A 26766-nucleotide genomic window follows, 5' to 3' on the forward strand; every position below is an offset into this window, starting at 1 on the left:
TAAATCCGAAAAAGTATTAAACTGAAAATTCAAACTATATTTATGCAACGCTAGTGACTTATTATAAATACCTTGATATATTTCATCAGTAAATGCAATGGCTTGGTTGCTGGTTAATCTCTCACCCGCAATTCCCATTTTACCTACGCTCGCACCATACATAGCAAACATAACCGCGTTGGGTTTTATCCACTTTGCACTACTATTCTTAAAACCTTCTTCTGTTATTGTTTTCTCAGTTTTAATAACGACATTATTATTTAAATCGCCTATAACTGCCCAAGGTATTTCTCCACCATAATATTCCTTTACACTTGATTTTGGAGTACCACCTGAGGACCACTTCATTAAATCTTGTGTTTGAACCCAACTCCAGCTTTCTGGGATTGCATAAGGATATTCTTCAATACCTATCGGTACAATTTCTACCTTTTTCTTTCCTTCGCTCCGGTATTGTTCAATTTCTTGTAATAACTCATTAGTATTCCCTTCTTCAATTTCTTGTTGGACTAACTCACCTCTAAAAGCTCTTCTAAATAAGGCTTCGCGACGTCTGGAAATTAATTCTCTAGCGTGATTAATTTTATCTTTGGCATTATCAATAATATCAAAGGAATTCCTTAACTTTTCAACAATCCTTCTTTGCTCTTCAATAGGAGGTAAAGGGAAGCAAATATTTTTAAACCACTTTGTAGGCACACGCTTTTGCCCTGCAGAGCCAGTCATATTCTTTTCAGCGTATTTTCTGAAAGATTTCTGTCTTAAAAATGCATGTAAAAATTCTGGAACAGTTGCACCAACTGAACGGAATACATGAAATTCTGTTGAACCAGCCCCATAACCATTTACTAGGTTTGTTAAAACTACACACTTCCCATTTTCCATACAAGGAGTAATTTTAGCAAAAATCACATCATTCTCAGCCATATGAGTATAACCTTTTTTTAATTCTACCCAAGTCTTTTTCTCTTCCCCAAGATATATACCTTTTTTGTCATCCACAGAAGCCATGGGAACAAATGAAACAATATCATCATCTTTAAGGACTTTATTTCTAGGATTTATTTCTCCTACACTATCAAGTAAAACCCATTGCCAACTCTCAGGCAGTTCATAAGGTTGTTCTTCAAGAGGAACTATTGCTTTATCAATAAATTTTTCGTATTTTTTACTCACTTTCTATCACCACTTATATCAAAGGAAGAAACCAACGATAGAGCATCCTCTAATAAAATTTGAATTTCTTTTGAATAATCTTCTGGTTCCATTAAGTCCTCTTCCTCATTCTTGTGAGGGTTATATTGACTTGCAGATAGGTTTATATCATTTCCAAATATTTCTTCTGTTGATACCAACCAACTATGTTCTGTCTCTTTTCTTTCTTTAAAGATTTTACTTGCATGTTCAAAATGTTTTAAAGAAATACCGTTATTTTTTGTTAGTTTTTTCCCCTCAATTAACGGTATTTCATAAAACCAAACGTCTTTAGTTGTTTTAGTTTTGTCAAAGAATAGTATAGAAGTTTTAACAGGTGAGTATGGCAGGAATACTCCATTGGGCAAACTCACTATACTATGTAAATTAAACTTCTCTATTAATTCTTTCTTTACAGCCTTATAAGCACAGTTATTAGTCTGAAATAACACACCTTCTGGAACAACTACACCAGCTTTCCCATCGAACTTTAATGATTTCATTATATATTGAAGGAAGAGAACTTCCGTCGACTGTGTTTGGTAAGGGAAGTTCTGTTGAATAATCTTTTGCTCTTTTCCACCAAATGGTGGATTAGCCATAATGATATCGAATTTATCTGACTCATCGATTTCTCTAATATTTACGTTTAAAGTATTGGTCTTCTCAATCTGCGGATAGTCGACGCCATGAAGAAGCATATTCATAAGTCCTAAAAGGTACGCTAAAGGAGTTTTTTCTTTTCCATAGAATGTTTCTTCTTTTAATTTTCTTACTTTTGCTGCAGTATCAGCTTTAGAGCTCAAGTAATCATTACTCTCTACTAAGAAACCACAGGAACCCGCAGCTGGGTCAAAAATTGTCTGTCCAATTTCCGGACCAATTGTTTCAACAATAAAGCGTACTACTGGGCGAGGTGTATAAAACTCACCAGAGTTACCACCATCATCACCCATTTTTTGAAGTAAGCTTTCATATAATACTGATAAGGTATGAATATCATCAGAACTATTAAATTGAATATCATCAATTTTTAATAGCACATCTTTAAGTAAATATCCGCTATTCACACGGTTTGTAACCTCAGAGAAAATAGAACTAATAACTTCACGTCTATCCGCCTTCTTCTCTCCCCTAAGTGCTGCCAGATAAGGAATGAGTTCTTCATTAACGAATTTAATTAACTCCGTACCCGTTAAATCCGGGTTCTTAGCCCAGCTTCCCCAGCGATACTTTTCATCAAGAATGTAATCGTATTCTTCAAATTCCATTTCAGCTTCAAGAGCTGCCTCTTTTTCTTGGTCATCAAGAAATTTCAGAAACAAAATCCAGCTTAATGCCTCCGTATAGTGAACAGAACCACTAATTCCATCATCGGTTCTTAAAATGTTTGTACAATTTTTTATTAAATTCTCTAAACTATCTCTTGTCATGCTGTATACTTCCCTTCATAAAAATGCGACTGAACATATTTAAATGCCGACAACATTTCATCTTTTGAACCAAAGACCTCTTGAACATCATTTATCGTGCTTATATTTAAGTCTCTGAAACGGCTAGTTCTGAACACATCTGGACTAATTTGCAGTGGTTTATACTCTTCATACTCATAGATTTCAAGTATTGTCTCTAACACTTCACTAGCCTGTTCTTTGTATTTTTTAAAAAACTCTTTATGTTGCTTTTTAAATTCTTTTATACGGTCTGACTTTGACTTAAATTGATAACCGAAGGCTAAGTTCATTATTATATCAAATAAATCAACATCTTTGCGGTCATGTTCAATACAGAATAATTCTGCTAATGTATCAACTTTGATGCTCATCTCTTCTACTTTTTCAAATATCATTTTTCTCGATTTCGGATTTTCCCATGCTTGCCTAAATGCTTCTGCATCAGCATACATTGTTCTTATCTTTCCTGAATGATACTGAATGAACTCAGAAGGAGATAGCGTTTGACCATCTTCTCCAAGAAGATTTAGAACTTCCATTGACTCTCGAACTTGGTCTCGCATGAAATCGTCAGATAGACGATATCTTACTCGCTTTACAACTTCTTCGTCATCTCCACCATTAGTTCCAAAATCATCGTCTCCCCCATTGTCACCATCATCTCCGTTGCCAGTATCGTCCTCATCTTCATTGTCAATAAACTCAGGCTCTCCGTCAAACTCCGGGTCATAGAAAAGACTTGTTGATGTATTTCCATACTCAAGAATGGTGAAGCCAAGCTTCTGAGTTAATTCATTGCCAGTATCGTATATCCGGGTTCCACGACCAATAATCTGTTTAAATTCCGACATAGAGCCTATCTGGGTAAAGATTACGATGTTTTTTATGTTTTTAACATCTACTCCTGTAGTCAGTAATTTTGAAGTTGTTACTACTACTGGCACTTGTTGTTCTAGGTCTTGAAATCGTTCAAGGTCTAAATATCGTCCATTTTGGCTCTTATCATTACTTGTAATTCGCAATGCATAATCAGTAATTTCTGGTAAACCTTTTTCTTTTACTAGCTTCTTATATGCTTCATTTACATACTTAGCCATATCAGCAGCATGTCGTTGGTCTACACAAAAGATAATCGTTTTCCCTAACAAATCAGTCTTATATAAATGATTTATCAAATGCTTTGCATAGAAACGAGTTCTTTCAGGAAATGACAACTTACGTTCAAAGTCCTTCATTTCAAAGTTTTTTTCCTCAATTTCGTTCCCATGAACATCTAGGAGATATCCTTCAGGTTGAAAACCAAAGGTATCAAGTTCAGAGCGAACTCGCTTAATAACATAAGGAGCAAGATAACCATCATTAATTCCATCTTTTAAACTATAAGTTACAACTGGTTCTCCAAAATATGAATAGGTGTTGACTGACTCTGTTCTCCTCGGAGTAGCAGTTAATCCAACTTGAACCGCTGACTTAAAGTATTCTAATAACCTAAACCATTGCCCTTCTTCATTTGCACCCCCCCGGTGGCACTCATCGATAACAATTAAATCAAAAAAGTCAGGAGGAAACTCTTTAAACCTGTCTTCTCTTTTACCAGTTGGGTTTCCTTCATCATCTTCCGTCCCTACAAGACTCTGATAAATACCGAAGTATACGCTCCTGCCCTTATTAAAACTTTTTTCATCAGGCCTTAATCTCCAACAAGCTCCTTTTTCAAAAGCAGTGTCAAAATCTTTAAAAGCTTGGTCAGCTAAAATATTTCTATCCACTATAAATAAAATTCTTTTTACAGCTTTAGAAGACCATAGTTTATAGATGGTTTGAACAGATGTAAATGTCTTACCGGTTCCAGTTGCCATGTTTACTAGAACACGCTTTTCTCCTTCAATTACCGCTTCTATTACCTTTTGAACTGCTTTTTCCTGATAATAGCGTGGACTTCTTTTATTAATTCCTATCCCTGTCTCCTCATAGTAATCTTGAAGCAATGCTTTAACCCAGTCTTTATTTTTTAGCTCTAAGCCTTCTTGGTACATTTTCCACAGTTCTTCTGGCGAGTGGAAGGACTGGACCGTTTCTTGAGTATTGTTTTCAATATCAATGAACTCAATTTCGTGACCATTAGTTGTATAAGCAAAACGAATACCCATTTTCAGAGCATAATCCTTAACTTGCTTTAAGCCTTCTAAGTGACCAAGTTCTTCTTTCTTGGCTTCTATTAAAGCAATCCGTACTGATGACTTATAACGAAGTAAATAATCTGCGTATTGTGGATTGCTACGAACACCTTTTTTACCATCGAACGTAATCCGTCCATCTGTCACTTTATATTCACGTTGTATTTGTGCTTCATTCCAACCGGCATCTTTTAATTTAGGGTCAATCAACTTACTTCTTGTATCCGCTTCTGATAATCCCACTTAGCAATCCCCCTTATTTACCGACAATGCTCTCATTCTATATACCTATTTTAACAGATATAGTAAATTAACTGTACAAATCTTCTCTAACTAACAACAAATACTACTAATAAGAAAAGTGATAAATTGTTGCATAATTTGCAGCTTCTGATATTATGTAAGGGCCTTGAAGCTAAGGTATGATGCGTATGATTATTTTAAACGAGGGATGCTACGTTTCTAAAATTAGAAAAACACAGTGCCCTTAGATACAATCGAGAAGTAAATACAAAAAGACACTTTTTAATGAAAGTGTCTTTTTGTATTTACTTCTTTATGTATTGTTACTATATTCATTTTTTAATCGTTGTAGTAGGTTCCTCATGGTTAACACGATATTTGGACTATCCATCTGACCTTACTCTATTATTTGATATATACAGCAGTTTTGCGAGAATACTATTACAAGATTATTCAATTGAAATAGTACTTAGGCTAAACTGGTCTATCAATGATTTAGAATTATAAATAATTCCTAATCCCTTGTTTTTTTAATGTTTAAGGTTTGTTTTTATAAGTTGATTGAATACTAAAGCGCAGCGTCAAAAAATTACCCCTTTACTAAAGGGTAGAAAATGCATAAAAAATTGCAACTAAAACGCTGAACAAGTAAACTTGCTCAATTTGCCACAGGTCCTGCTTTACCAAACTTACTACCACAGTAAACGTTCTAGACTACCTCGCAAAAGCGACAGGCACGGGATGTGTAGTCAACTAACTCTTAGTTGCTACTCTGGGAAATGTGATGCCCATCTAACGGGAGAACACCGGCAGTTAGCCGGAGCCAAAGGCAAGACGGGATGCCTTCGGATAATTAGTTTGCCGTCTTTTATACAACACAGAGGATGCCTACCACCCAAATGAGGAGCGCTTCGCCACATACTAAATTGTTCCTATTTATCATTTTCAAGTAAATTTATTTTTTCCTAGGGCAACTTTTAAAATTGTTATTTATTATTAATCAATAGTTTTTTGTTTTAATGTAAACTTCACCAAATACAATCCCTTTATATTTTTGAATTACTTTAACAATAAACATATGAATTTCATCAAAAATGGTTGAAATATCAATATTATTTTGCTGAGCATGATTATATTACTGGATAGATAAGCCTCTTTAAGTCACATCTCGATTAACACACTAAAAAGTTCTCTACCCTTGCCAACAATTTAAGATATTAATAAAATAGACTTTTATACATCTAGAAGCTGCTTTTGGGAGGATATCACATGTTAAGCTACGAGGAAATTACAAATAACAGAAGAGTTGAATACAATAAAAATCGATTTATAAGTTTGAAAACAATTCTTTCAAATATTAATGAAGATGAAGTTCTTAATACCATTCAGAATAAGATATCAGAAGAAACCACAAAAGAGATGCTGTTTGATACATTTGTCGAAGGTCTAGCCGAGAATGAAAAATCCAAACTGCTTAATTTAGTCGATGATATTTTCAATGACAAAACATTTCAAATAGATAGGGATTTACAGAACCAATTTACTCTACTGGATATTATGTGGGTGTTACGTGAACAGCATAACGTTCCTAATGGTGAATAAAATACTATCAAAACGTTAGTTAACAGTTAAACAGGAGTCCTTTTCTGCTGCTAACTACGTACAATATGGCTCTATCCCTTATTTTACAAGGGCTCAGACCATTATTATTGCTCTAATGGTAGTTAACAGTTAAACGAGAGTCCTTTTCCACTGTTAACTACGTTTCAATATGGCTCTATCCCTTATTTTACAAAGGCTCAGACCATTATTATTGCTCTAATGGTAGTTAACAGTTAAACGAGAGTCCTTTTCCACTGTTAACTACGTTTCAATATGGCTCTATCCCTTATTTTACAAAGGCTCAGACCATTATTATTGCTCTAATGGTAGTTAACAGTTAAACAGGAGTCCTCTTCTACTGCTAACTACGTACAATATGGCTCTATCCCTTATGTTATAAGGGCTCAGACCATTATTATTGCTCTAATGGTAGTTAACAGTTAAACAGGAGTCCTCTTCTACTGCTAACTACGTACAATATGGCTCTATCCCTTATGTTATAAGGGCTCAGACCATTATTATTGCTCTAATGGTAGTTAACAGTTAAACAGGAGTCCTCTTCTACTGCTAACTACGTACAATATGGCTCTATCCCTTATGTTATAAGGGCTCAGACCATTATTATTGCTCTAATGGTAGTTAACAGTTAAACAGGAGTCCTCTTCTACTGCTAACTACGTACAATATGGCTCTATCCCTTATGTTATAAGGGCTCAGACCATTATTATTGCTCTAATGGTAGTTAACAGTTAAACGAGAGTCCTTTTCCACTGTTAACTACGTTTCAATATGGCTCTATCCCTTATTTTACAAAGGCTCAGACCATTATTATTGCTCTAATGGTAGTTAACAGTTAAACAGGAGTCCTCTTCTACTGCTAACTACGTACAATATGGCTCTATCCCTTATGTTATAAGGGCTCAGACCATTATTATTGCTCTAATGGTAGTTAACAGTTAAACAGGAGTCCTCTTCTACTGCTAACTACGTACAATATGGCTCTATCCCTTATGTTATAAGGGCTCAGACCACTATTATTGCTCTAATGGTAGTTAACAGTTAAACGAGAGTCCTTTTCTGCTGTTAACTACGTTTCAATATAGCTCTATTCCTTATATTATAAGGGCTCAGACCATTATTATTGCTCTAATGGTAGTTAACAGTTAAACGGGAGTCCTGTCCCCGATGGAATAACGACATTATTAACTAAATAAAAAAACGTCAAAAAACCACCTTTGTTACATTGCGAGAGAAGGTGGTTTTTTGATTGACAGACATACAGATTGCTCTAGAAAACTGTGTGTCTTATTAATTGTATCTTAGGCATTTTCTTCTGGCAAATTATCGCATAACCATTGAAAAAAATCGGCTTGTTTTTCTTCAATAAGCTTGTTTATTTCGTATATCTTCAGGCCAGTTGCTGCGGAAATCTCTTCTGCATCGAGTTTATCGCATAGCCTTTTTGCAATCTTCTTACGCTCATTCTGGACAGCTTCATAAACAGATAAATAATTACTCTTCATTTCTTACGGTCTTTTCTAGAAGAAACAATCTGCTTAGCTTCTTTCATGAATTCTATTTTTTCTTCAGAATGCTTGTCTTCTACTATTTCTTTTAAAATATCACGATTATCTTCAGGATTTAGTTTCATTCCTAGTCCTACCTTTCCACAAAATTGCTTTTATTTTTCTTTGATATATCTTTGCTTCGGCTGCTGTTCTTGAGCTTTCTAGTTTGAATATGTAATGCTCATACAAATCTCGCTCTTCTGAAGTTAAGAATACAACGCTCATTGTTTTTCCAACTTTTTCAATGTATTTAGGACTTCTTCGTGTTTATTCACTATTATCGCTCCTTGAAACAGCTCTAAAACAGACATATTAGCTCGAATTCTATCCACTACATTAAATCCAAAACTATTCGATATGGCTTTCCATACTGGCTCTTCGTACTTTTCGTAATGATTAGTTGCTAAGATGTTGTCTATTGATTGTATAGCGTGATTTTTATCTTCTTCTAAATTACTATCGGTTATCTTGGACAATCCTTCAGAGTAATCTAGGAACTCGACTATTTCATTCATGTATCTTTTAAGCCAAGTAAAGTCTTCTGGAGAGTGACATACTTCCTTCTCTCTCTCTTCCATCCACCTCAAAGAACCTTCTCTGGCCTCTTCTAATAGTGCAATTGAATTTTTCATCGTATTCCCCATTTCGCTTTCGCCATTTTGATAACTTCTTCATTAAACTCCTCATCTGTTATTTCACCATCTAAATTCTTTTTTACCAATTTTATGTGATGTTCTTCTATTTTGAGTCCTTCAGCTTCTAAAGATGCTTTCGCTTTTTTCAAATACTTATCCCATTCTTGTTTCAAAAGCACAAACCTCCTACCTGAGCCGATTATTTTCTTCGCAGAAGCGACTACCTCAAAACAGCTGAAGCAACGGAAAAGCTGCTACTAAAAAATAATAGATTGATTAGCTTATTTACCTTAGTTCTCTACTCTATAATTCAACCTTAACACGAACTAGGGTTCGATAAAATGATTTTAGAAAAAAAGCATAAAATTCTATGTTATTCAACGATTTTCTACGTTTTTCTAAGTTATTCTATTTCTTTCTATGTTGCTAAATAGCTTAGAAGTAAACTCAACTGTAGTCCACCTCTAATATATAATCTTAATATCTATCTTTCTGTGAATATATTTTTCCCCACTTACAAAATAAGTCTAAAGTCCTAAAAAGTTTTTGGCGTTTTTCTACTTTTCGACTTTTATTCTTTGTATTATTGAAACACATCAAGATGGTTTTAACTTTTAATTACAGCGCTGTTCTTCTTGTTAACCATCCAATCAAAATTTGGAGGTTTTATAGATGGAACTAAAAAAACAATTCTTTGGAAATAATCAACCTACCTTTGAGGATAAAATGAAAACAATTTTGGATATTGAGATACAAAAGGTTATTGAGTCAATATTGGACGAACAATACACCGACGAAGAGAAAACTATGGAGGCGGCTTAAAATGAAGAATGCAGCAATTTATATTCGAGTTTCTACAGAACGTGAAGAACAAAAAATTTCAAAAAGAAACCAGAAAGAACTATGTATGGAAATTATTAAAGAAAATAATTGGCCCTTACATGGAACTTATGAGGATGAAGTATCTGGGTTAATTAGTGACCGACCAATGTTTAAAAAGCTTTTAGATGATATGGAAAAAGGATTTATTCAAGTTATCGTTGTAAAAGAAGGGAGCCGACTTGCAAGAAGCGTGACGACCTTTGAAAAAATTCGTGAACTCGCAACTAAAAGAAATATTAACCTTATCAGTGTGGATGGTGAATTGGACACCTTTAAAAAAGGATACGAATGTATTACACAAATTGGAGCTGATGCACAAAAAGAAGCAGAAAGAATTTCCAAAAGAGTGAAAAACTCTATTCGTATGAATGCTAAAAGAGGTGAATTCACTGGTTCAATTGCTCCTTATGGATATTATATTGAAGATAAAAAACTATATCCACGGAACGATGAAACAGTAAAAGTTGTACAAAGAATATATTATAGTTACCTTAATGGTAAAGGAGCCAAAAGTATTGCAAAAGAACTCCAAGATGAGCAAATTCCTACACCATCAATGATTGCTAGGAAACGTAATGCCACAGCAAACTGGAATGATACAACTATTTACGGAATACTTGAAAATGAAGCGTATATTGGTAATCTTGTTCAATCAGTTGAAGAAACATACTTTGCTAATGAAGAGCGTAAACGCAAGAAAAAATCTGAAGAAAATATTATTAGAACAGACGGTACGCATACAGCAATTATTCCCAAATATGTTTTTGATGATGTACAACATTTAAAAGCTTCCAAACCTAAGTCTGGAGCAAAAGCACAGCACCATTTGTTTTCAAACATCCTATACTGTAAAGACTGTGGTAGTAAACTTAGTTTCAAAAGGGGTTGGGGGAAAGGTTCATATGTATGTTCAACTTATTCAAAGAAAGGGGCTAAATATTGTTCCAATCACGCTGTTAGTGAGAATAAACTCATATCAAAGTTAAGTGAAGAATTAGTTAAATTTAATCAATTAAATTTTGATGTTCTTAGCCAAAAAGCTGAGCGTAAATTGAAACAATTAATCAGGAAGCTTGATGGTCAATTATCAGCATTACAATTTGAAGTTCGAACTATAGAAAACCGAATTGATAGTCTTGAGGATGATATATTCGATGAGCCCTCAAAAAAAAGTGACTTAATGCATTCTATCCAAAAGCAACGAAAGAAATTATCTATAAAAAAAGCAGAAATAACCAAAATTCAAACTAAAATAGACTATTTAAAAACACCACAAACAAATTCTAAAGTCAGAAAGGAACTTATGAATGCTTTTGAATTTAAAAAATTCAATCTCATGACTGTTAATACGTTTATATCTAAGATAGATGTAAATGAAGATAAAACTCTTGAAGTTCACTATCGTTTTAGTGAAGCAGAAGCATCTTAAACCCATTGTCTTGTAAAAAGACATGGGTTTTTCTTTTGACTATTTTTATGTTTATTATCTATTATAAGATTAACCTAAGAAGGCTGGTACATCTCAAGGAGGAAAATGAAATGAGATGTGCAAGTTACATTCGTGTTTCAACTGATAAAGAAGAACAAAAATCATCGATAGCAAACCAAAAGAATATCTTTATTAATTATATCCAAGAGAACAATTGGTCTCTCCATGACTTTTATATTGATGTAGAGACTGGAACAACTGGAAATCGTGAGAACCTTCAACGCCTAATTCAAGATGCTAAGAATAAGAATTTTGATGTGATTATTGCAAAAGAACTGTCTAGGCTGGCTAGAAACGGGAGTTTATCCTATCAAATTCGTGATATTGCTCAACAAAATCGTATTGGTATTATTACTCTAGATGGAGCAATAAACAGTATTAATGGTGATGTGAGTAAGTACGGACTGTATACATGGCTTTACGAAGAAGAGTCTCAACGCACAAGTGAGCGTGTTAAAAGTTCTTTAAAAGCAAGAGCTGCAAAGGGGTTGTTCAAGGGAGCACATCCACCCTATGGATATGAAATCCATAATGGAAAGCTATTCTTGAGGGATGACCGTTCTCCTGAAGTAGTTAAATGGATTTATGAACAATACATCTCCGGTAGAGGTTTTGATGCAATTGCAAAGGAGTTATATGTTAAAGGGGTTACTTCTCCTTCTACTTTGGCAGAAAAAAAGAACTCTAGTCCGAAATGGCATGGTAGCAGCGTAAGATTTATCCTTGAGAACCCTCACTATACAGGAAACCTTGTACAACAGCGTGAAACTACGCTAAGTGTAACAAACAAAGTCCGAGTTATAAATCCGAAAGAACAGATGATTATAGTCCCTAACACTCACGAGCCTCTTATATCAGAAGCTACTTTTGATTTGGTACAAGATTTAATCAGAAGTCGTGCAAAGAAACGTATTTCCTCTTGTAAACATTTGTTTTCTGGTATTATCACGTGTAATGACTGCGGTACAGCGATGCATTATAAGTATAACCGTAAAGGTTATATTTGTGGCCGTTACGTTAAGCTTTCAAAAAAAGCATGCACACATCATGCTGTTAAGGAAACTTCAATTATCGAAAAAATCCTAACTGATACAAAACAATGTGGTGAGTTAATCTTGAACTCAGATACCAGTCAGAGATTACTAGAAATTAACCAAAGAGAATACAAAAGACTTTTAAAGAAATTAACAACAGTGAAATCAAAAATTGAAAGTGTTCAAGTTAGAAAATCTAAATTACTTACTCTTTTGATGGAAGAAACAATAAGCAAGTTAGATTATCAACATGCTGTTAGCTCCTTAGATAAAGAAATTAATGCATTAAAAACTGATGAAGCACATTTGCAATACATTTTAGATAAGAAGGACGATATCGAGGAAATTGAAAACCTTAAAGCTTTATTAAGAGAAATCTCAACAGCTTCCGATATCACCAACCTAACAGTAAATAAGTTAATCAAAAGTATACGAGTAAAAGAAAACGGCACTCCATTAATCGAGTACCGCTTTCAAACTTTAAATCACTTAGGTGAATTTTTAAGTTGACAGAATATTCTTTATTTAAATTTCTATTTAACAGGGTTGCCTAAACCATTGATAAATTAGGGTTTAATCAATGCGAGATATACCTGCTACGCACTCCACGTGCGCCGTATGCGGAAACATATCCACAGGTTGCACATATTCCACTTCATAAAACTTCGATAGCTGTTTTATGTCCTTTGCCAATGTAGAAGGATTACACGATACATACACAACCTTTTTCGGTTTTACCTGCATGATCGCGTTTAGGAGTTTGTCGTCACAGCCTGTTCGTGGTGGATCGACGACAACGACGTCTGGTTTCCAGCCTTCTTTGACCCATTTTGGGAGCCATTTTTCGGCTGGGCCTGTGACGTACGTGGCGTGATTGAAGCCGTGTCGTTTGGCGTTTTTGCGCGCGTCGACAATCGATTCTTCAATCGTGTCCATACCGCGGATTTCTTTGGCGTCTTTTGCGAGCCATAGCCCAATCGTTCCGACTCCGCAGTATGCATCGACGATCTTTTCGTTACCTGTGAGTGCCGCTGCTTTTTTCACTTCGTCATACAACTTCACCGTTTGAATCGGATTCAATTGAAAGAATGCACGCGCGGATAGTTCAAATGAGATGTCTCCTAATGTTTCTTGGATGACGTCTTTGTTTGCGAGTGTAAACGTTTCATCTCCGAAAATCAGTGATGTTTTTTGACCGTTTACGTTTTGCACAATCGATTTGACTTCCGGTAAGCGACGTTGAATCTCTTCAATCAGTAGCTCTTTACGCGGAATGTCACGTTTAGCGGTAATTAAGACGATTTGTACTTCACCTGTTTGGAACCCAACACGTGACACAATCGTACGAATGATGCCGCTTCTTTTGCGCTCGTTATAAATAGGAATTTTCAAGTCCTGTAGAATCGTTTTTACAACCTTTGTGACTTTGTTTGTAGATTCGTGCTGAATCGGACAGTTCTCAATGTCAATGAGACGATGTGAGTTAATACCATATAGTCCTGCGATGATCTTCCCTTTTTTGTCTAAACCAACTTGAAACTGCGATTTGTTTCGGTAGCGCCATGGATCTTCCATGCCGATTGTGAAACGTGTTTTACTTGCGATGTTTTGTTGACTTGTATGGCGTTCGAACGCTTGAAGGACGATATCTCGCTTCGCGTCTAGTTGTCCACTGTACGATAAGTGCTGAAGTTGACAGCCCCCGCATTGTTCGTAGATTGGACATGGTGGGTTTGTGCGATCGGGTGACTTTTTACGAATTTTATTGATTTTCGCTTCTGCGAAGTTATTACGTACATTGGTCACTTCTGCGACCACTTCTTCGTTTGGCAATGCCCCTGGTACGAAAACAACTTGTTTTTTAAAATAGCCGACACCTTCACCGTTGATGCCGAGACGTTTGATCGTGAGTGGAAACTTTTGACCTTTTTCCACTTTCACTCCTGTTTTTTGTTTGTTCATCTATTTACAACTCCGATTACGTGATTTTCATGTCAAACACAACTCAAATAAGAATAACACGTTTTCCTTCCTCGTTTCATCTTTTTCCGATTATCGCACAACGTAAACGTGGCTGACCCGTTCGGATCAGCCTGTTTATCGTAAAATCGGTGACATGTTTTTTTCTGCGGTCAGTTCGTCAATGCTTTTGAACTCGTATCCTTCTTTACGCAAATCATCAATCGCTTTTCCTAATGCATCTGCGTTGTCTTTGGATACAGTATGAAGCAGTAAAATCGCACCTGGATGAACTTGGCTCATGATGTTGTCATAAGAATAGCGCCATCCTTTTTGTTGGTCGGTGAACCAATCCACAAAAGCAAGTGACCAAAAGACACTAATGTAGCCTTCATCACGTGCTAGAGCGAGTGTGCGTTCACTAAAAATACCACGAGGTGGACGTAAATACTGCATGTCATTGCGACCAGTTAGTTGTTCATACTCACGTTTTACACGGTCTAATTCTTCACGGAGGCGGTCATCGTCCACTTGTGTTAAGTCTGGATGATGCCACGAGTGATTGCCGACAATGTGGCCTTCTTTGACCATACGCTTTACTAAATCGGGTCGGTCTTTTAAATAATGACCGGTCACGAAAAAGGCAGCGGGTACTTTTTTCTCTTTTAATACGTCTAGTACTTGTTCTGTGTAGCCATTTTCATAGCCGTTATCAAACGTTAAGTAAATGTTTTTTTGATCCTCAGCTCCAAGATAGAAGCCATCATATTTTGTCAACAGCGTTTCAAGCTGTTTACCTGCGGATGCTTGTTTATGGTTTTTACTTTTACTAAAGCCCCAGCTTAATGGTTTGTTTGAATAAGCGGTAGCCGATGCGAATGATGTAAATGCGAATAGAAAGGCAAAAAAGAAAAGGATTCCACGACGCATACAGTTGCTCCTTTCCATGTTCATTTACGTTTAGTATCTGTTTGCATCATTCGTTCATACGAGACAGTGTTTACCATCTAAAAAAGAAAAGAGAACAGAAGTGCTTCTTACGTATCACTTTCTAGACGTAAACGTTTAACGAATGTTCGTAACGTTCTCTCATCATAAAAAAAGCTGCATAAAAGAGAGGGCATATCCTTCCTTTTACACAACCTATTTTATCCTCTCCTTTCTTTTCTCTTTCTGCCTTACTATAACTTGTAAAAAAAACATTCATCTAATCCATCAAAAAAGTCGAGTATGTGACCTATATGGTTTCATACTCGACTTGTTGATACTTATTTAAAAACAGGCTCTTTAAACTGTGATAGTTTTTCAAGCGATGATTTATCCACATCTTCATGTAGACTGTTTCCGTGTGAATCCATCGTTACAACCGCTGTGAACCCTTCAACTTTTAAGTGCCACATTGCTTCTGGAATGCCAAACTGCATCAGGTCAACGCCTTCAACCGATTTAATGCAGTCTGCGTAATATTGCGCTGCACCACCGATTGCGTTTAAGTACACGCCGCCGTGCTCTTTTAAGGCCGCGAGTGTTTTCGGACCCATGCCCCCTTTTCCGATTACCGCGCGAATGCCAAATTTCTTCATGATGTCCCCTTGATAAGGCTCTTCACGAATACTCGTTGTCGGGCCAGCCGCCGTCACATGCCACTTGCCGTCTTCGTCTTTTAACATAACCGGTCCACAGTGATAAATGACTTGGCCATTTAAATCCACAGGTGAATCGTTGTCGCTTAAATATTTATGAATCGCATCGCGGCCAGTGTACATCATGCCGTTAATGCGCACAACGTCACCGACTTTTAACTCGCGAATTTGTTCTTCTGTAATTGGTGCTTGAAGGACAATCTCACGTGTTTCTTCTGCGACTTCTTCTTCTTTTTGTTCCGCTTCTTTACGGAAATCAATTTCTTCGCCTTCTTGATAAAGCCACTCTTGAACCATGCCTGTTGCAGCATCAAGCTTGATGCCTAAACGACGGTATGCCCAACAGTTGTACGCAACCGATACGAAGAAACTTGCAGGAATACGGTTCATCACGCCAATTTTACAGCCAAGTAGCGTTGTTTCCCCACCAAAGCCCATCGTACCAATACCTAGTTTGTTTGCATTTTCCATAATGTATGCTTCTAATTGCTTTAATTCTTGGTTTGGATTTTCATCATCTAAGCTTCTAAATAGCTGTTCCTTTGCTAGTTCATAGCCTGATGTACGGTCGCCACCGATTCCAACGCCGATGACGCCGGCACTACAGCCTTGTCCTTGTGCTTGGTACACCGAATGCATAATACATTTACGGATACCATCTAGATCACGGCCCGCGCGGCCAAGTCCTTCTAGTTCACATGGTAAGCTATATTGAATGTTTTTATTTTCACAGCCGCCACCTTTTAAAATTAAACGTGCGTCAATGTAGTCTTTTTCCCATTGTTCAAACTTAATCACCGGTGTTCCTGGTCCTAAGTTGTCCCCACTGTTGTGACCTGTTAGTGAGTCCACTGAGTTTGGACGAAGCTTTCCGTGTTTCGTTGCTTCATTGATTGCCCAGTAAATCGCTTCTTTGATTTCAAGTTGATTAACCCCAATTGGTGTTTTAATTTTAAACGTAGGCAGTCCTGTATCCTGACAAATTGGTGAAAGGTTCTCGTCTGCCATTGAAATGTTGTTTGTAATCGTCGCAAGTGACATCGCTGCACGCGTTCCGGCATTTTCACGTGCCTTCGCGCCCGCAATCGCACGGCGTACGTCTTTCGGTAACTTTGTGGATGTTTCAACGACTAAATCATACATGCTTTTCTTTAACTGCTCGATCATCTTAAAACTCCTCCCCATGTCCCCTTTGTATGTAACTAACTCTTTCTACTCATTATTATACTCTTTTGAATAATTTTTGAAAGCACTTTAACCTGATAATCAGACAACAAAAAAGAGTTAATAACCTTCCAACAAAGTCGTTTATTTCCGCTTCAGATTGCTCGCTGTCCTCGGAGCAACAAACCTCTCACACAAACATTTACACCACTCCAATCCATCAACCCACTAACCCCAACACCTCCCCGAACTCACCCACAAAGCCCTTCCTAAGCACATGGTGTCAACCACGCACCGCTTAGGGCTAGAAAAAAGGGACATGGTCGCCTTCCACTATGTCCCTTTTTGTATATAACTAACTCTTCCTACCCACTATTACACTCTGTTGAATGATTTTCGAAAGCACTTTAACCTCATAATCAAACAACAAAAAAGAGTCAATAACTTTCCAACAAAGTCGTTCATTTCCGATTCAGATTGCTCGCTGTCCCCGGGGCGATGAACCTCTCACACAAACGCTTAGACCACTCCACCCCAAAAAACCTCCCCGAACTCACCCACAAAGCCCTTCCTAAGCGCATGGTGTCAACCCCGCAAGGGGGACACCATGCGCTTAGGGTTAGAAAAAAAGGACATGGTCGCCTTCCACCATGTCCCTTTTTGTATATAACTAACTCTTCCTACCCACTATTACACTCTGTTGAATGATTTTCGAAAGCACTTTAACCTCATAATCAAACAACAAAAAAAGAGTCAATAACCTTCCAACGAAGTCGTTTATTTCCGCTTCAGATTGCTCGCTGTCCCCGGGGCGATGAACCTCTCACACAAACGCTTACACCACTCCAATCCATCAACCCACTCCACCCAAAAAAACCTCCCCGAACTCACCCACAAAGCCCTTCCTAAGCGCATGGTGTCAGCCCCGCAAGGGGGACACCATGCGCTTAGGGTTAGAAAAAAAGGACATGGTCGCCTTCAACCATGTCCCTTTTTTCTAACTCGATTCAATTACTTCTTGAATTGTTCGCACTTTAGCTCTAGATCATCAATCATCGCAATCAAACGATCAATATCTTCTAAATCTGTATGTTCAGGCTCAATCGAATCTAACACTTCTGCAAACATGTTTAAACGTTCTTTTAAATACTTCACTTGTGAATCTTTATCTCGTACTGCATTTCCCATTAGTGGTTCACTCCTTTTCGTTGGTGTGTTATTGTTCATGCTACCGAATTATTTCATAATTGACAACCTGTCAAAATAAAATCCATAATAGTCACTGGTGTTCTTTTTTACCTGATTCCTTGCCTTTGCAAGTTAAATAATGAGATCTTTACATTCATTAAAGGAGATTTTTATGAAAACTTTACAATCAATTACCCCTTCGTACGATCCTTGGGAAGCGTACTTAGATATGAAGCAGTATGGAAAACCAACGTTAACGAATGTGGAGTTTACGACGACTACTCTTTGTAATATGAGATGTGAGCATTGTGCGGTTGGTTACACACTGCAACCAAAAGACCCGAATGCATTGCCACTCGATTTAATTTTAAAACGATTAGACGAAGTCCCAACACTACGTGCTCTTAGCATTACAGGCGGGGAGCCGATGATGTCTCTTTCATCTGTGAAAAATTACGTCGTGCCGCTGTTAAAATATGCCCATGAACGCGGCATTCGTACGCAGATCAATTCCAATTTAACGTTGGATTTAGCACGTTATGAGCTTATTATTCCCTATCTGGACGTTTTACATATCTCACATAACTGGGGAACAATGGATGATTTTGTTGAAGCCGGTTTTGCAATGATGGACCGAAAGCCAACGTATGAACAGCGTGCGAAATATTTCGACCGCATGATTGAAAACAGCCGTGCCCTTGTAAAAGCCGGTGTGACGGTATCAGCCGAGACGATGTTGAACAAACGAACGCTGCCTCATATTGAAAAAATTCACCGTCAAATCGTCGATGACATGCTTTGTCAACGCCATGAGGTGCACCCTATGTACCCAAGTGATTTCGCTAGCACACTTGAAACTCTTTCATTAGAAGAAACAAGACAAGCGATTCATCATTTACTTGATATTCGTGATGAAAACGTATGGATGCTGTTTGGAACACTGCCGTTTTACGCGTGCAGTGACCACCCTGACGACATTGCTTTACTTGAGCGACTACATGCGTCTAAAAATGTGACCGTTCGAAACGACCCAGACGGCCGCTCGCGCTTAAACGTCAACATCTTTAACGGCGATGTGATTGTGACGGACTTTGGCGACACGCCACCGCTTGGAAACATTCAGCACACAGCGCTTCAACAAGCGTTTGACACGTGGCAAGCTTCTACATTATCAAAGGAATTAAGCTGTCACTGTCCAGCTGTTGAGTGTTTAGGTCCAAACATTTTAGTAAAAAACAGCTACTACAAAGACATCGATTTCTCAACACGTCGTGCCGTTATTTCAAAATAAACACACCAAAAGGGTGATTCATCTTCAACGATGAATCACCCTTTTCATTTATCTCGGTTGGTCGTATGCGGCGAAGCCAAATGACACATGATCTTGAACTGGAATCCATGCTCCAATTCCTTGCGATGTCACATTTTTCACGACGATAAATCGCTTGCTTCCTTTGACTGTCACATACACTTCACCGTATGTCACTTTCCCTTTTTCACTTACAGCGGGTGTATAACTATATAGGTATCCCACTTTTTTCGGTGGGATGTTGTACACTTGGTCTTTTTTCGTACCTGCACCGATAATCGTTGTAAAACCAAGAGGTAACCCTGTCTTTTTCGCTGCTTTTAACAACATCATTGACTGAACATGATTACTGTTTGGTACTTTCGCTGTGAGTCCACCTTTTACAAGACGTTGCTCTTCTTGCACATATTTAATTTGATGTGGAGTCTTTCCACCTCGGTTATCAAAACGGTTGGTGTTCGTACGTTGATACTCCCAATTTACCGTCGTTTCCGTCGATTCATAGTTTAACGGCCATTGCCCTAAATAAATCGTTGCACGCAACCCGATTGCCCATGGTGTTTTTGAGATGCTTGATTCATTTAACATACGAATGAGATCTGGATTTTCAATTTTCACTTTTGATTCTTTTAACAATTCTTCTGCGAACTCACTCGGTTGTAAATAAGGCAAATCTTGTGTTGCGTTTGGATAAGTATTTTCTTTTGAAATATTTAAAACCGAGCTCGGAATTTTCATACTTGCTTGTTTCGCTACTGGAGCTGTTTCAGCAGCATACGATGGTGTTGTGACAGTAAAACAAACAAGGAAAGCAAGTCCAAGCGTTGCGATTTGACGTAGCATATACGTACCCCTTTCAAAATTGAGTATAAATTCTTGCATAGTTTCTGCAAATTGAAAGGGATTTATGACAACAGTTCGTCTTTTTTTGAAAACGCTTTTAATTTTTCAGAATATTAAGTTTTATACCGTCATAGTTATCTAATACATCTTTTTTAGAAAGGAGGTTCTACACCTACTAAAGTCAGTGGAAGGGAGGCTCACATAACGCACGTCATACGTACTTACTGATAAACGAGTTTTAATCCCACATTAGAAAGAACTGCCTACCAAAAGGGTTAGTGACTCTTCTACTTGTATACAGGTACCTACTACATGTAAGGGAGACTGTATCACGCCGACGTAGAGAGAACCACACCTTTCAGCGAGGCAGCTCTTTTTTTATTAGTATATGAGAGCACTACAATAAATAGAAGCCAATTCCCATAATGAGATACGCCGCCAACAGCGTTGCCCCTTCAAACCAGTTCGTATCGCCATCATTTGAAAGAATGACACCAAGTAAAACAGCTGTCACCATTGCGGTTAGTTCTGGCAACGTGAACACAAGCGGCATGCTTTCTTTGAAAAAGAGCGACAACAGCACTAACACGGGTGCAACAAACATCGCGACTTGAAGCGTCGATCCAATCGCAATCTCTACCGCTACGTTCATGCGGTTTTTATATGCCATAATAATTGCTGATGCATGCTCCGCTGCATTTCCGACAACCGCTACGATAATGACCCCAATGAATAATTCACTCCAGCCAAAGCGCGTTCCAACCGTTTCAAACGTGTGAACTAAGCTTTCCGAAACAAATGCCACGGCTCCTGTGGCTACAAGTAAAATAAGCAGTGCTTTTCCTTTCGTCCACTCTGGTTCTTCTTCATGCCCCGCTCCTTCTTCTCCCTGTGTTTGGTACACACCTCGATGCGTAACAAGGCGGAAAAATAAAGCAGCAAGATAAAGCGTAATTAAAATCACGGAAACCCCAATACTCATCGCCATCGTTTTCCCTTCTGGCATCCCTTGTGCAAACACTTCGGGAATAACAAATGCGACAATGACCGCAAACATGAGTAACCCTGAGTTATGTCTTGCATCGTACACATTAAACTCTTGGCGTTTGTACTTTAAGCCTCCTACGAAAAAGGACAACCCAGCTACTAATAACAAGTTTCCAAGAACAGAACCTGTCAGTGAAGCTAATACGATCGCAACGAGCCCTTCTTTTAACGCAAAAATAGAAATAATCAATTCGACAGCATTTCCAAACGTCGCATTTAAAAGCCCTCCAACACGCGGCCCTGATACAATCGCTAAACTTTCTGTTGCTCGACCCATATAGCCTGCAAGCGCTACAATCGTTAAACAGTAAATGATAAACATGAGCACTTCCGACCAATGCAAAAGCCGCCCCACAACAGATAGCGGAACACCCGCTAAAACGGTTATAAAAAAGATTTTATTCACCATGTGCTTACCCTCTTTTCTTGTTGGTTCAATATGTAAAGAAATGACACTATCCATAGAATATTCAATCTCGCTCGTTTTTATTGATTGGCATGTTTTATACGTTTAAAAACCAAGCAAACGACAGACATTAAAGAGAGAAATGATCAAAAGGAGTTGAACACATGGCAAACAATACGAAAGAAAAAGTGTTAAAACTTTTTCAAGATCATAAAATTGGAACACTCGCAACCATTCGAGATGGCAAGCCGTACTCTCGTTTCATGATGTTTTTTAATGAAGATCTCGTGCTTTATACGGCAACAAACAAGAACACACATAAAGTCGAAGATATTGAAGAAAATCCATACGTACATGTTTTACTTGGCTATGAAGGACAAGGGTGGAATGACGCTTATGTTGAAATTGAAGCAAAAGCAAACGTCGAAGAACGAAGCGAATTAAAAGAAAAGTTCTGGAACGACCACTTACGTGAATGGATTAGCGGCCCGGATGATCCAAACTACGTGTTGCTGCAACTAACGCCTGAATGCATCCTTTACTTCGATAAAGCAGGTAGTGAAGCTGAAGAGATTTAACGACAGAAAAAAGCCCCTCACATGCGTAAGGGGCTTTTGCTTATACTAAACTAATTCAAATGATTCCGTTACCTCAATGCTATTTACAACCGATTGAAGCATCGAGCAATTTTTACGAGCCAGTTCAATTGACTTCTCAATCTTGTCTTCCTGAAGGTTTTCACCTTTAATCATGTAGTGAAGGTGGATTTTTTCAATGCGATTTGCTTCCGCTTCGTTTCGTGTCACATCTGCTTTAATCGTCATGTCCTCAATCTCAATGCGCTTTTTCGTTAAAATCGTACGCAACACGCCACCACTACAAACCGCAATTGATGACACCATTAATTGAAAGGGACGAAAGCCGTGCGCCTCGTCTCCTGCGACATGAAGCTCACCAAATGATAGTTCCGTTGTAAACCCAAGTTCTTGTTTCATTTTAAATTCCATGACGAACACTCCTTCTCTTGCACTCATTTTTCTCTTTATATCATGTCTTCCTTTCTTTCACAAATATACCGTCTTAAGATTTTGTAAATCCATATATGTGGACAAGGTTTGTCTGCTATACTGAACAATGGAACGGAATAAGAACACTTATTACACATCAACCGAGGTAACGCTATGAATCAATTTCGATTTTGGATTTTAGTTAGCATCGTCGCCATTTCAGGATTTAGTCAAGGCATGCTGTTGCCGCTTTTAGCGGTGATGCTCGAAAAAAGCGGCACGTCTTCCTCTCTAAATGGCTTGAACGCGGCCGCTTTATACATTGGAATTTTACTCGCATCACCTTTTATGGAACAGCCTTTACGAAAGTTTGGGTACCGACCAATTATCATTTTTGGTGGACTGCTTGTATTTGTATCGATTGGGTTATTTCCACTTTGGCACTCATTTTGGTTTTGGTTTGTTTTACGCTTATTTATTGGGATTGGAGATCACGCTCTGCACTTTGCAACACAAACGTGGATTACATCGTCTTCTCCACACGAACGTCGCGGGCGTAACATTGCACTATATGGCTTATTTTTTGGCATTGGCTTTGCCGCTGGACCGTTAATGACACCTCTTGTGGACATTAATCCAGCCTTACCGTTTATGTTATCGTCAGCTCTTTGTCTCATCGGCTGGGCATTTGTGTTTTTCTTAAAAAACGAATACCCCGAACAAGATATGGGCGTCAGTTCGTTTTCACAAAGCATGAAACGATTCTCACAAGCATGGAAATATGCATGGGTTGCATTTTTGCCTCCGCTTGGCTATGGAATTTTAGAAACATCGATTAACGGGATTTTCCCTGTTTATGGATTACGAATCGGCATGGAAGTAAAGGAGATCTCCTTTTTACTCACTGCGTTTGCGGTTGGAGGCATTTTGACACAATTGCCATTGGGCATCATTAGTGACCGATACGGCCGCCGAAACATTTTAACATTCATTTTATTCTTCGGCTTCCTTGCTTTTTTGGGCGCAAGCTTTATGGAGAATTCCTTTATCGGACTCGTCATTTGCTTATCGTTTGCAGGAATGTTGTTAGGATCGACCTTCTCCCTCGGTATTTCGTATATGACTGATTTAACGCCAGCTCATTTATTGCCAACAGGAAACCTCATGTGCGGCATTTTCTTTAGCATCGGTAGCTTAATTGGACCATTCGTTGGTGGCTTTTTTATTCAATACGTCCAACAGCTAAGTTTCTTTCATATTTTAAGCGGGCTCATTTTACTTATCTTCTGTGCCGTTTTCTTTTCAAAAAAAGGAACAGTCGTCGCAACAAATTCAATGGAACAGAACGAACAAGCACTCTAGAGCGGAGTGCTTGTTTGTTGTTGTCTGTTTTACAGTTCTATAACAGTTGCGTGAACGATACGGATTCTTACACCTAGTAAACATGAATATCTATGAGTACAGCCTATTTTTTTGCCTATTTTGAAAAAAAGTCTACACAAAATCATTTTTCTGTTATATAATACAAATAAATATAATAAACTGTATTAAAACAGATTGAAAGGGGAAATAAACATGAGCAGACAAGAACGGAAAAACATGATCGATTTTATTGAGAGAATGAAAGGGACTGACCGCGAAACATTAATGTATATGACAGACGCAGACGTTGAACACATCTATAACTCAACTTATTACTTCTATGAGCAAATCGCTGAATAATAATCAAATGCCCTTGCTTATCTCGTCATAAGCAAGGGCATTTTTTATTTTTTCTATTTATAGAAGGCCATGCACATGTTATAATGATTCTAAATAAAATAAACAACTAGATATAAAACCAATGAAATGTGCTGCTATCGCTTAGATGGCAGCTTTCGTGCTTTTTTAGGGGTAATGATTGTGATTATTCTTCTCAATGAAAAACAGAAAAAGAAGGAGAGATGTGTATGGAAGCAAAAGTTTCAATAAAAAGTCGAGATAAAGAGGAAGGTCAATCTCCATTTCTTTCCTCTCTTACGACACACGGTGAATTAATCGCCGCACTTACAAGTGGAGTACTTATTTTAATTGCTTGGCTATTATCAAAAGCAGATCAAGGAACGTTATCTGTTACATTCTTTGTATTAGCTTATGTAATTGGTGGATTCGCCAAAGCGAAAGAAGGTATTGAAGAAACGATCGAAAACAAAGAATTAAACGTCGAGATGCTCATGATTTTTGCAGCCATTGGCGCAGCAATTATCGGTTATTGGGCAGAAGGGGCGATGTTGATCTTTATCTTCGCCTTAAGTGGTGCGCTTGAAACCTATACAATGAACAAAAGTAACCGTGAAATCACGGCCCTTATGGAACTACAGCCACAAGAAGCAACGCGTATTACAAACGGTAACGAAGAAATCGTCTCAGTGGCTGATTTACGCATCGGAGACCGTATTCTAGTCAAACCAGGAGAGCGTGTTCCATCTGATGGAACGATCGTCTCAGGTCAAACAACGATTGACCAAGCGGCCATTACTGGTGAATCGGTGCCTGTTCTGAAAAACATCGGCATGGACGTGTTCGCAGGAACGGTAAATATGAAAGGTGCCATTACCGTTGAAATCACAAAAACGAGTGAAGATACGTTATTCCAAAAGATCATTCAACTCGTCCAAAGTGCACAAGACGAAAAATCACCTTCGCAATTGTTTATCGAAAAATTTGAAGGGCTGTACGTTAAACTCGTCCTTACATTTGTTGCTATTATGATGGTTCTTCCTCATTACGTACTTGGCTGGAGCTGGACGGAAACATTTTACCGTGCGATGATTTTACTCGTTGTCGCCTCCCCTTGTGCGCTTGTCGCATCAATTACACCTGCGTCACTATCAGCGATTTCAAATGGCGCGCGAAAAGGAATGCTGTTTAAAGGTGGCGTTCATCTCGAGCGACTCGCTCACTTAAAAGCAATCGCATTTGATAAAACAGGAACACTGACAAAAGGAACACCTGAAGTTACAAACGTTGTAGTTCGTCCATCTATCAGTGAAGACGACTTTTTAATCAAAATCGGCTCAATCGAACGTCAATCAAATCACCCGCTTGCTCAAGCAATTGTACAGTACGTACGTGTTGAAAAAGGACTTCAACTCGTGCAGCCAGATTCATTAGAAGATGTACCAGGTTGGGGCGTCATTGGTTCGGTTGGTAATGAGTCGTGGAAGATTGGAAAAGCGGATTTTGTTGGAAAAGAGCTGGTTGAAAACTTTGAGCAAAATATCGCATCCACACTTGCTGAAGAAGGAAAAACGGTCGTCTACGCAAAAGACGATGAAGGAATTGTCGGTCTTATTGCGTTAAAAGACATCGTGCGCGAAGAAGCGATTCAAGCAATTGAACAGTTAAAAGAGCTTGGTGTATATACAATCATGTTAACAGGTGACAGCGAAAAAACAGCGGAAGCCATTTCAAAAGAAACACACGTCAATGACTACATCGCAGAATGCTTGCCTGAAAACAAGGTGGAACACATTAAACAATTAAAAACAAAGTATGATACCGTTTCAATGGTGGGAGATGGCATTAATGACGCTCCTGCCCTTGCCACCTCTCACGTTGGCGTTGCGATGGGCGAAGGAACAGACGTCGCCCTTGAAACAGCCGACATCGTGTTAATGAAAAATGATTTATCACGAATCGCAGAAGCGGTGAAACTGTCTAAACGAATGAACCGCATTGTCAAACAAAACATTATCTTTTCAATTAGTGTCATCGTGTTATTAATTTGCTCGAACTTCCTGCAAATTTTAGATATGCCGTTTGGCGTCATCGGTCATGAAGGTAGTACAATTCTTGTTATTTTAAATGGATTACGATTACTGAAATAAGACAAAGACCCCGTCCTCATGTGGCGGGGCCTTTTCGTATGCAAAGCCTACGG

The 26766-nt window shown here is 38.1% G+C and carries 23 protein-coding genes; 9 read left to right on the plus strand and 14 right to left on the minus strand.

Annotated elements, in window-relative coordinates; genetic code table 11:
- The 3 genes from DIS06_RS11995 to hsdR form a co-directional block, all read right to left on the minus strand.
- A partial coding sequence (locus tag DIS06_RS11995; RefSeq protein WP_110113522.1) for a restriction endonuclease subunit S occupies positions 1-1176 on the minus strand: 1176 nt, incomplete at its 3' end.
- A complete protein-coding gene (locus DIS06_RS12000) occupies positions 1173-2627 on the minus strand; it encodes a type I restriction-modification system subunit M (RefSeq protein WP_110113523.1) in 1455 nt (484 codons plus the stop codon). The genes DIS06_RS12000 and DIS06_RS11995, both read right to left, overlap by 4 nt.
- Positions 2624-5068 carry an EcoAI/FtnUII family type I restriction enzme subunit R gene (gene hsdR / locus DIS06_RS12005; protein WP_110113524.1) on the minus strand — a complete coding sequence of 815 codons (2445 nt, stop codon included), beginning with the start codon at positions 5066-5068 and terminating at the stop codon, positions 2624-2626. The genes DIS06_RS12000 and hsdR overlap by 4 nt, the downstream gene beginning before the upstream one ends.
- 1269 nt (positions 5069-6337) lie before the next feature.
- Here hsdR and DIS06_RS12010 point away from each other — a divergent pair.
- The gene (locus DIS06_RS12010; protein ID WP_110113525.1) at positions 6338-6670 is read left to right on the plus strand and encodes a hypothetical protein; all 333 of its coding nucleotides are present in this window, start codon (positions 6338-6340) and stop codon (positions 6668-6670) included.
- A 1319-nt stretch (positions 6671-7989) separates the two neighbouring features.
- Here the strand turns inward: DIS06_RS12010 and DIS06_RS12015 are convergent.
- The 4 genes from DIS06_RS12015 to DIS06_RS12025 form a co-directional block, all read right to left on the minus strand.
- Positions 7990-8193, minus strand: a complete 204-nt coding sequence (locus DIS06_RS12015; RefSeq protein ID WP_110113526.1) for a hypothetical protein — start codon at positions 8191-8193, stop codon at positions 7990-7992.
- Positions 8190-8321, minus strand: coding sequence for a hypothetical protein (locus tag DIS06_RS20755; RefSeq protein WP_275425429.1), 132 nt, complete (start codon positions 8319-8321; stop codon positions 8190-8192). The genes DIS06_RS12015 and DIS06_RS20755 overlap by 4 nt, the downstream gene beginning before the upstream one ends.
- A 138-nt stretch (positions 8322-8459) precedes the next feature.
- On the minus strand, positions 8460-8870 hold the full coding sequence (locus DIS06_RS12020) for a hypothetical protein (RefSeq protein WP_110113527.1): 411 nt from the start codon (positions 8868-8870) through the stop codon (positions 8460-8462).
- The gene (locus tag DIS06_RS12025; RefSeq protein ID WP_110113528.1) at positions 8867-9046 is read right to left on the minus strand and encodes a hypothetical protein; all 180 of its coding nucleotides are present in this window, start codon (positions 9044-9046) and stop codon (positions 8867-8869) included. The genes DIS06_RS12020 and DIS06_RS12025 overlap by 4 nt, the downstream gene beginning before the upstream one ends.
- A gap of 499 nt (positions 9047-9545) precedes the next feature.
- Between DIS06_RS12025 and DIS06_RS20170 the strand changes: the two genes are divergently transcribed.
- The 3 genes from DIS06_RS20170 to DIS06_RS12035 all read left to right on the plus strand — a co-directional run bounded on the left by DIS06_RS20170 (position 9546) and on the right by DIS06_RS12035 (position 12788).
- Positions 9546-9695 (plus strand): hypothetical protein, encoded by a 150-nt coding sequence (locus DIS06_RS20170; protein ID WP_162595966.1) that lies wholly within the window; start codon positions 9546-9548, stop codon positions 9693-9695.
- Between the two features lies 1 nt (position 9696).
- Entirely contained in the window at positions 9697-11184 is a 1488-nt protein-coding gene (locus DIS06_RS12030; RefSeq protein WP_110113529.1) for a recombinase family protein, read from the plus strand.
- Between the two features lie 110 nt (positions 11185-11294).
- Entirely contained in the window at positions 11295-12788 is a 1494-nt protein-coding gene (locus DIS06_RS12035; RefSeq protein WP_162595967.1) for a recombinase family protein, read from the plus strand.
- Between the two features lie 63 nt (positions 12789-12851).
- Here the strand turns inward: DIS06_RS12035 and rlmD are convergent, their stop codons facing one another.
- The 4 genes from rlmD to DIS06_RS20400 form a co-directional block, all read right to left on the minus strand.
- Positions 12852-14240, minus strand: coding sequence for a 23S rRNA (uracil(1939)-C(5))-methyltransferase RlmD (rlmD, locus tag DIS06_RS12040; RefSeq protein ID WP_110113531.1), 1389 nt, complete (start codon positions 14238-14240; stop codon positions 12852-12854).
- A 135-nt stretch (positions 14241-14375) separates the two neighbouring features.
- Positions 14376-15167: a delta-lactam-biosynthetic de-N-acetylase gene (gene pdaA, locus DIS06_RS12045; RefSeq protein WP_110113532.1), complete on the minus strand. Its 792-nt coding sequence runs from the start codon at positions 15165-15167 to the stop codon at positions 14376-14378.
- Positions 15168-15505: 338 nt separating this feature from the next.
- Complete coding sequence (locus DIS06_RS12050; RefSeq protein ID WP_110113533.1) at positions 15506-17047, minus strand: fumarate hydratase; 1542 nt, start codon at positions 17045-17047, stop codon at positions 15506-15508.
- A gap of 1008 nt (positions 17048-18055) precedes the next feature.
- Positions 18056-18232, minus strand: a complete 177-nt coding sequence (locus tag DIS06_RS20400) for an SE1561 family protein (RefSeq protein WP_204166794.1) — start codon at positions 18230-18232, stop codon at positions 18056-18058.
- A gap of 172 nt (positions 18233-18404) precedes the next feature.
- On the opposite strand from DIS06_RS20400, the gene yfkAB reads away from it, so the two are divergent.
- Positions 18405-19523, plus strand: coding sequence for a radical SAM/CxCxxxxC motif protein YfkAB (gene yfkAB / locus DIS06_RS12055; RefSeq protein ID WP_481746862.1), 1119 nt, complete (start codon positions 18405-18407; stop codon positions 19521-19523).
- Between the two features lie 48 nt (positions 19524-19571).
- On the opposite strand, the gene DIS06_RS12060 is transcribed toward yfkAB, so the two are convergent.
- The gene (locus tag DIS06_RS12060) at positions 19572-20384 is read right to left on the minus strand and encodes a YfkD famly protein (RefSeq protein WP_110113534.1); all 813 of its coding nucleotides are present in this window, start codon (positions 20382-20384) and stop codon (positions 19572-19574) included.
- A gap of 397 nt (positions 20385-20781) precedes the next feature.
- On the minus strand, positions 20782-21840 hold the full coding sequence (cax, locus tag DIS06_RS12065; RefSeq protein WP_110113629.1) for a calcium/proton exchanger: 1059 nt from the start codon (positions 21838-21840) through the stop codon (positions 20782-20784).
- Between the two features lie 161 nt (positions 21841-22001).
- On the opposite strand from cax, the gene DIS06_RS12070 reads away from it, so the two are divergent.
- Entirely contained in the window at positions 22002-22415 is a 414-nt protein-coding gene (locus tag DIS06_RS12070; protein WP_110113535.1) for a pyridoxamine 5'-phosphate oxidase family protein, read from the plus strand.
- A 45-nt stretch (positions 22416-22460) separates the two neighbouring features.
- Here DIS06_RS12070 and DIS06_RS12075 read toward each other — a convergent pair whose 3' ends face one another.
- Positions 22461-22844, minus strand: a complete 384-nt coding sequence (locus DIS06_RS12075; RefSeq protein WP_110113536.1) for an OsmC family protein — start codon at positions 22842-22844, stop codon at positions 22461-22463.
- Between the two features lie 174 nt (positions 22845-23018).
- Here DIS06_RS12075 and DIS06_RS12080 point away from each other — a divergent pair, with 174 nt between their 5' ends.
- The 3 genes from DIS06_RS12080 (at position 23019) to DIS06_RS12090 (ending at position 26713) form a co-directional block, all read left to right on the plus strand.
- Positions 23019-24206 (plus strand): MFS transporter, encoded by a 1188-nt coding sequence (locus tag DIS06_RS12080; RefSeq protein ID WP_110113537.1) that lies wholly within the window; start codon positions 23019-23021, stop codon positions 24204-24206.
- 213 nt (positions 24207-24419) lie between these two features.
- Positions 24420-24566, plus strand: coding sequence for a BH0509 family protein (locus DIS06_RS12085; protein WP_110113538.1), 147 nt, complete (start codon positions 24420-24422; stop codon positions 24564-24566).
- Between the two features lie 221 nt (positions 24567-24787).
- Positions 24788-26713: a heavy metal translocating P-type ATPase gene (locus tag DIS06_RS12090; RefSeq protein ID WP_110113539.1), complete on the plus strand. Its 1926-nt coding sequence runs from the start codon at positions 24788-24790 to the stop codon at positions 26711-26713.
- Positions 26714-26766 lie beyond the last annotated feature (53 nt).

The sequence above is a fragment of the Bacillus sp. CGMCC 1.16541 genome (assembly GCF_003184905.1).
In the GTDB taxonomy this organism is placed as follows: Bacteria; Bacillota; Bacilli; order Bacillales; family Bacillaceae_H; genus Priestia.

Coding starts and splice junctions, on each gene's coding strand:
- DIS06_RS20400 (WP_204166794.1), bottom strand. CDS start 18,232: ATGGGAAATGCAGTACGAGATAAAGATTCACAAGTGAAGTATTTAAAA.
- DIS06_RS12070 (WP_110113535.1), top strand. CDS start 22,002: ATGGCAAACAATACGAAAGAAAAAGTGTTAAAACTTTTTCAAGATCAT.
- pdaA (WP_110113532.1), bottom strand. CDS start 15,167: ATGCGTCGTGGAATCCTTTTCTTTTTTGCCTTTCTATTCGCATTTACA.
- DIS06_RS12015 (WP_110113526.1), bottom strand. CDS start 8,193: ATGAAGAGTAATTATTTATCTGTTTATGAAGCTGTCCAGAATGAGCGT.
- DIS06_RS12085 (WP_110113538.1), top strand. CDS start 24,420: ATGAGCAGACAAGAACGGAAAAACATGATCGATTTTATTGAGAGAATG.
- cax (WP_110113629.1), bottom strand. CDS start 21,840: ATGGTGAATAAAATCTTTTTTATAACCGTTTTAGCGGGTGTTCCGCTA.
- rlmD (WP_110113531.1), bottom strand. CDS start 14,240: ATGAACAAACAAAAAACAGGAGTGAAAGTGGAAAAAGGTCAAAAGTTT.
- DIS06_RS12075 (WP_110113536.1), bottom strand. CDS start 22,844: ATGGAATTTAAAATGAAACAAGAACTTGGGTTTACAACGGAACTATCA.
- yfkAB (WP_481746862.1), top strand. CDS start 18,405: ATGAAAACTTTACAATCAATTACCCCTTCGTACGATCCTTGGGAAGCG.
- DIS06_RS12020 (WP_110113527.1), bottom strand. CDS start 8,870: ATGAAAAATTCAATTGCACTATTAGAAGAGGCCAGAGAAGGTTCTTTG.
- DIS06_RS12080 (WP_110113537.1), top strand. CDS start 23,019: ATGAATCAATTTCGATTTTGGATTTTAGTTAGCATCGTCGCCATTTCA.
- DIS06_RS20755 (WP_275425429.1), bottom strand. CDS start 8,321: ATGAAACTAAATCCTGAAGATAATCGTGATATTTTAAAAGAAATAGTA.
- DIS06_RS20170 (WP_162595966.1), top strand. CDS start 9,546: ATGGAACTAAAAAAACAATTCTTTGGAAATAATCAACCTACCTTTGAG.
- DIS06_RS12090 (WP_110113539.1), top strand. CDS start 24,788: ATGTGTATGGAAGCAAAAGTTTCAATAAAAAGTCGAGATAAAGAGGAA.
- DIS06_RS12000 (WP_110113523.1), bottom strand. CDS start 2,627: ATGACAAGAGATAGTTTAGAGAATTTAATAAAAAATTGTACAAACATT.
- DIS06_RS12060 (WP_110113534.1), bottom strand. CDS start 20,384: ATGCTACGTCAAATCGCAACGCTTGGACTTGCTTTCCTTGTTTGTTTT.
- DIS06_RS12035 (WP_162595967.1), top strand. CDS start 11,295: ATGAGATGTGCAAGTTACATTCGTGTTTCAACTGATAAAGAAGAACAA.
- DIS06_RS12010 (WP_110113525.1), top strand. CDS start 6,338: ATGTTAAGCTACGAGGAAATTACAAATAACAGAAGAGTTGAATACAAT.
- DIS06_RS12030 (WP_110113529.1), top strand. CDS start 9,697: ATGAAGAATGCAGCAATTTATATTCGAGTTTCTACAGAACGTGAAGAA.
- DIS06_RS12050 (WP_110113533.1), bottom strand. CDS start 17,047: ATGATCGAGCAGTTAAAGAAAAGCATGTATGATTTAGTCGTTGAAACA.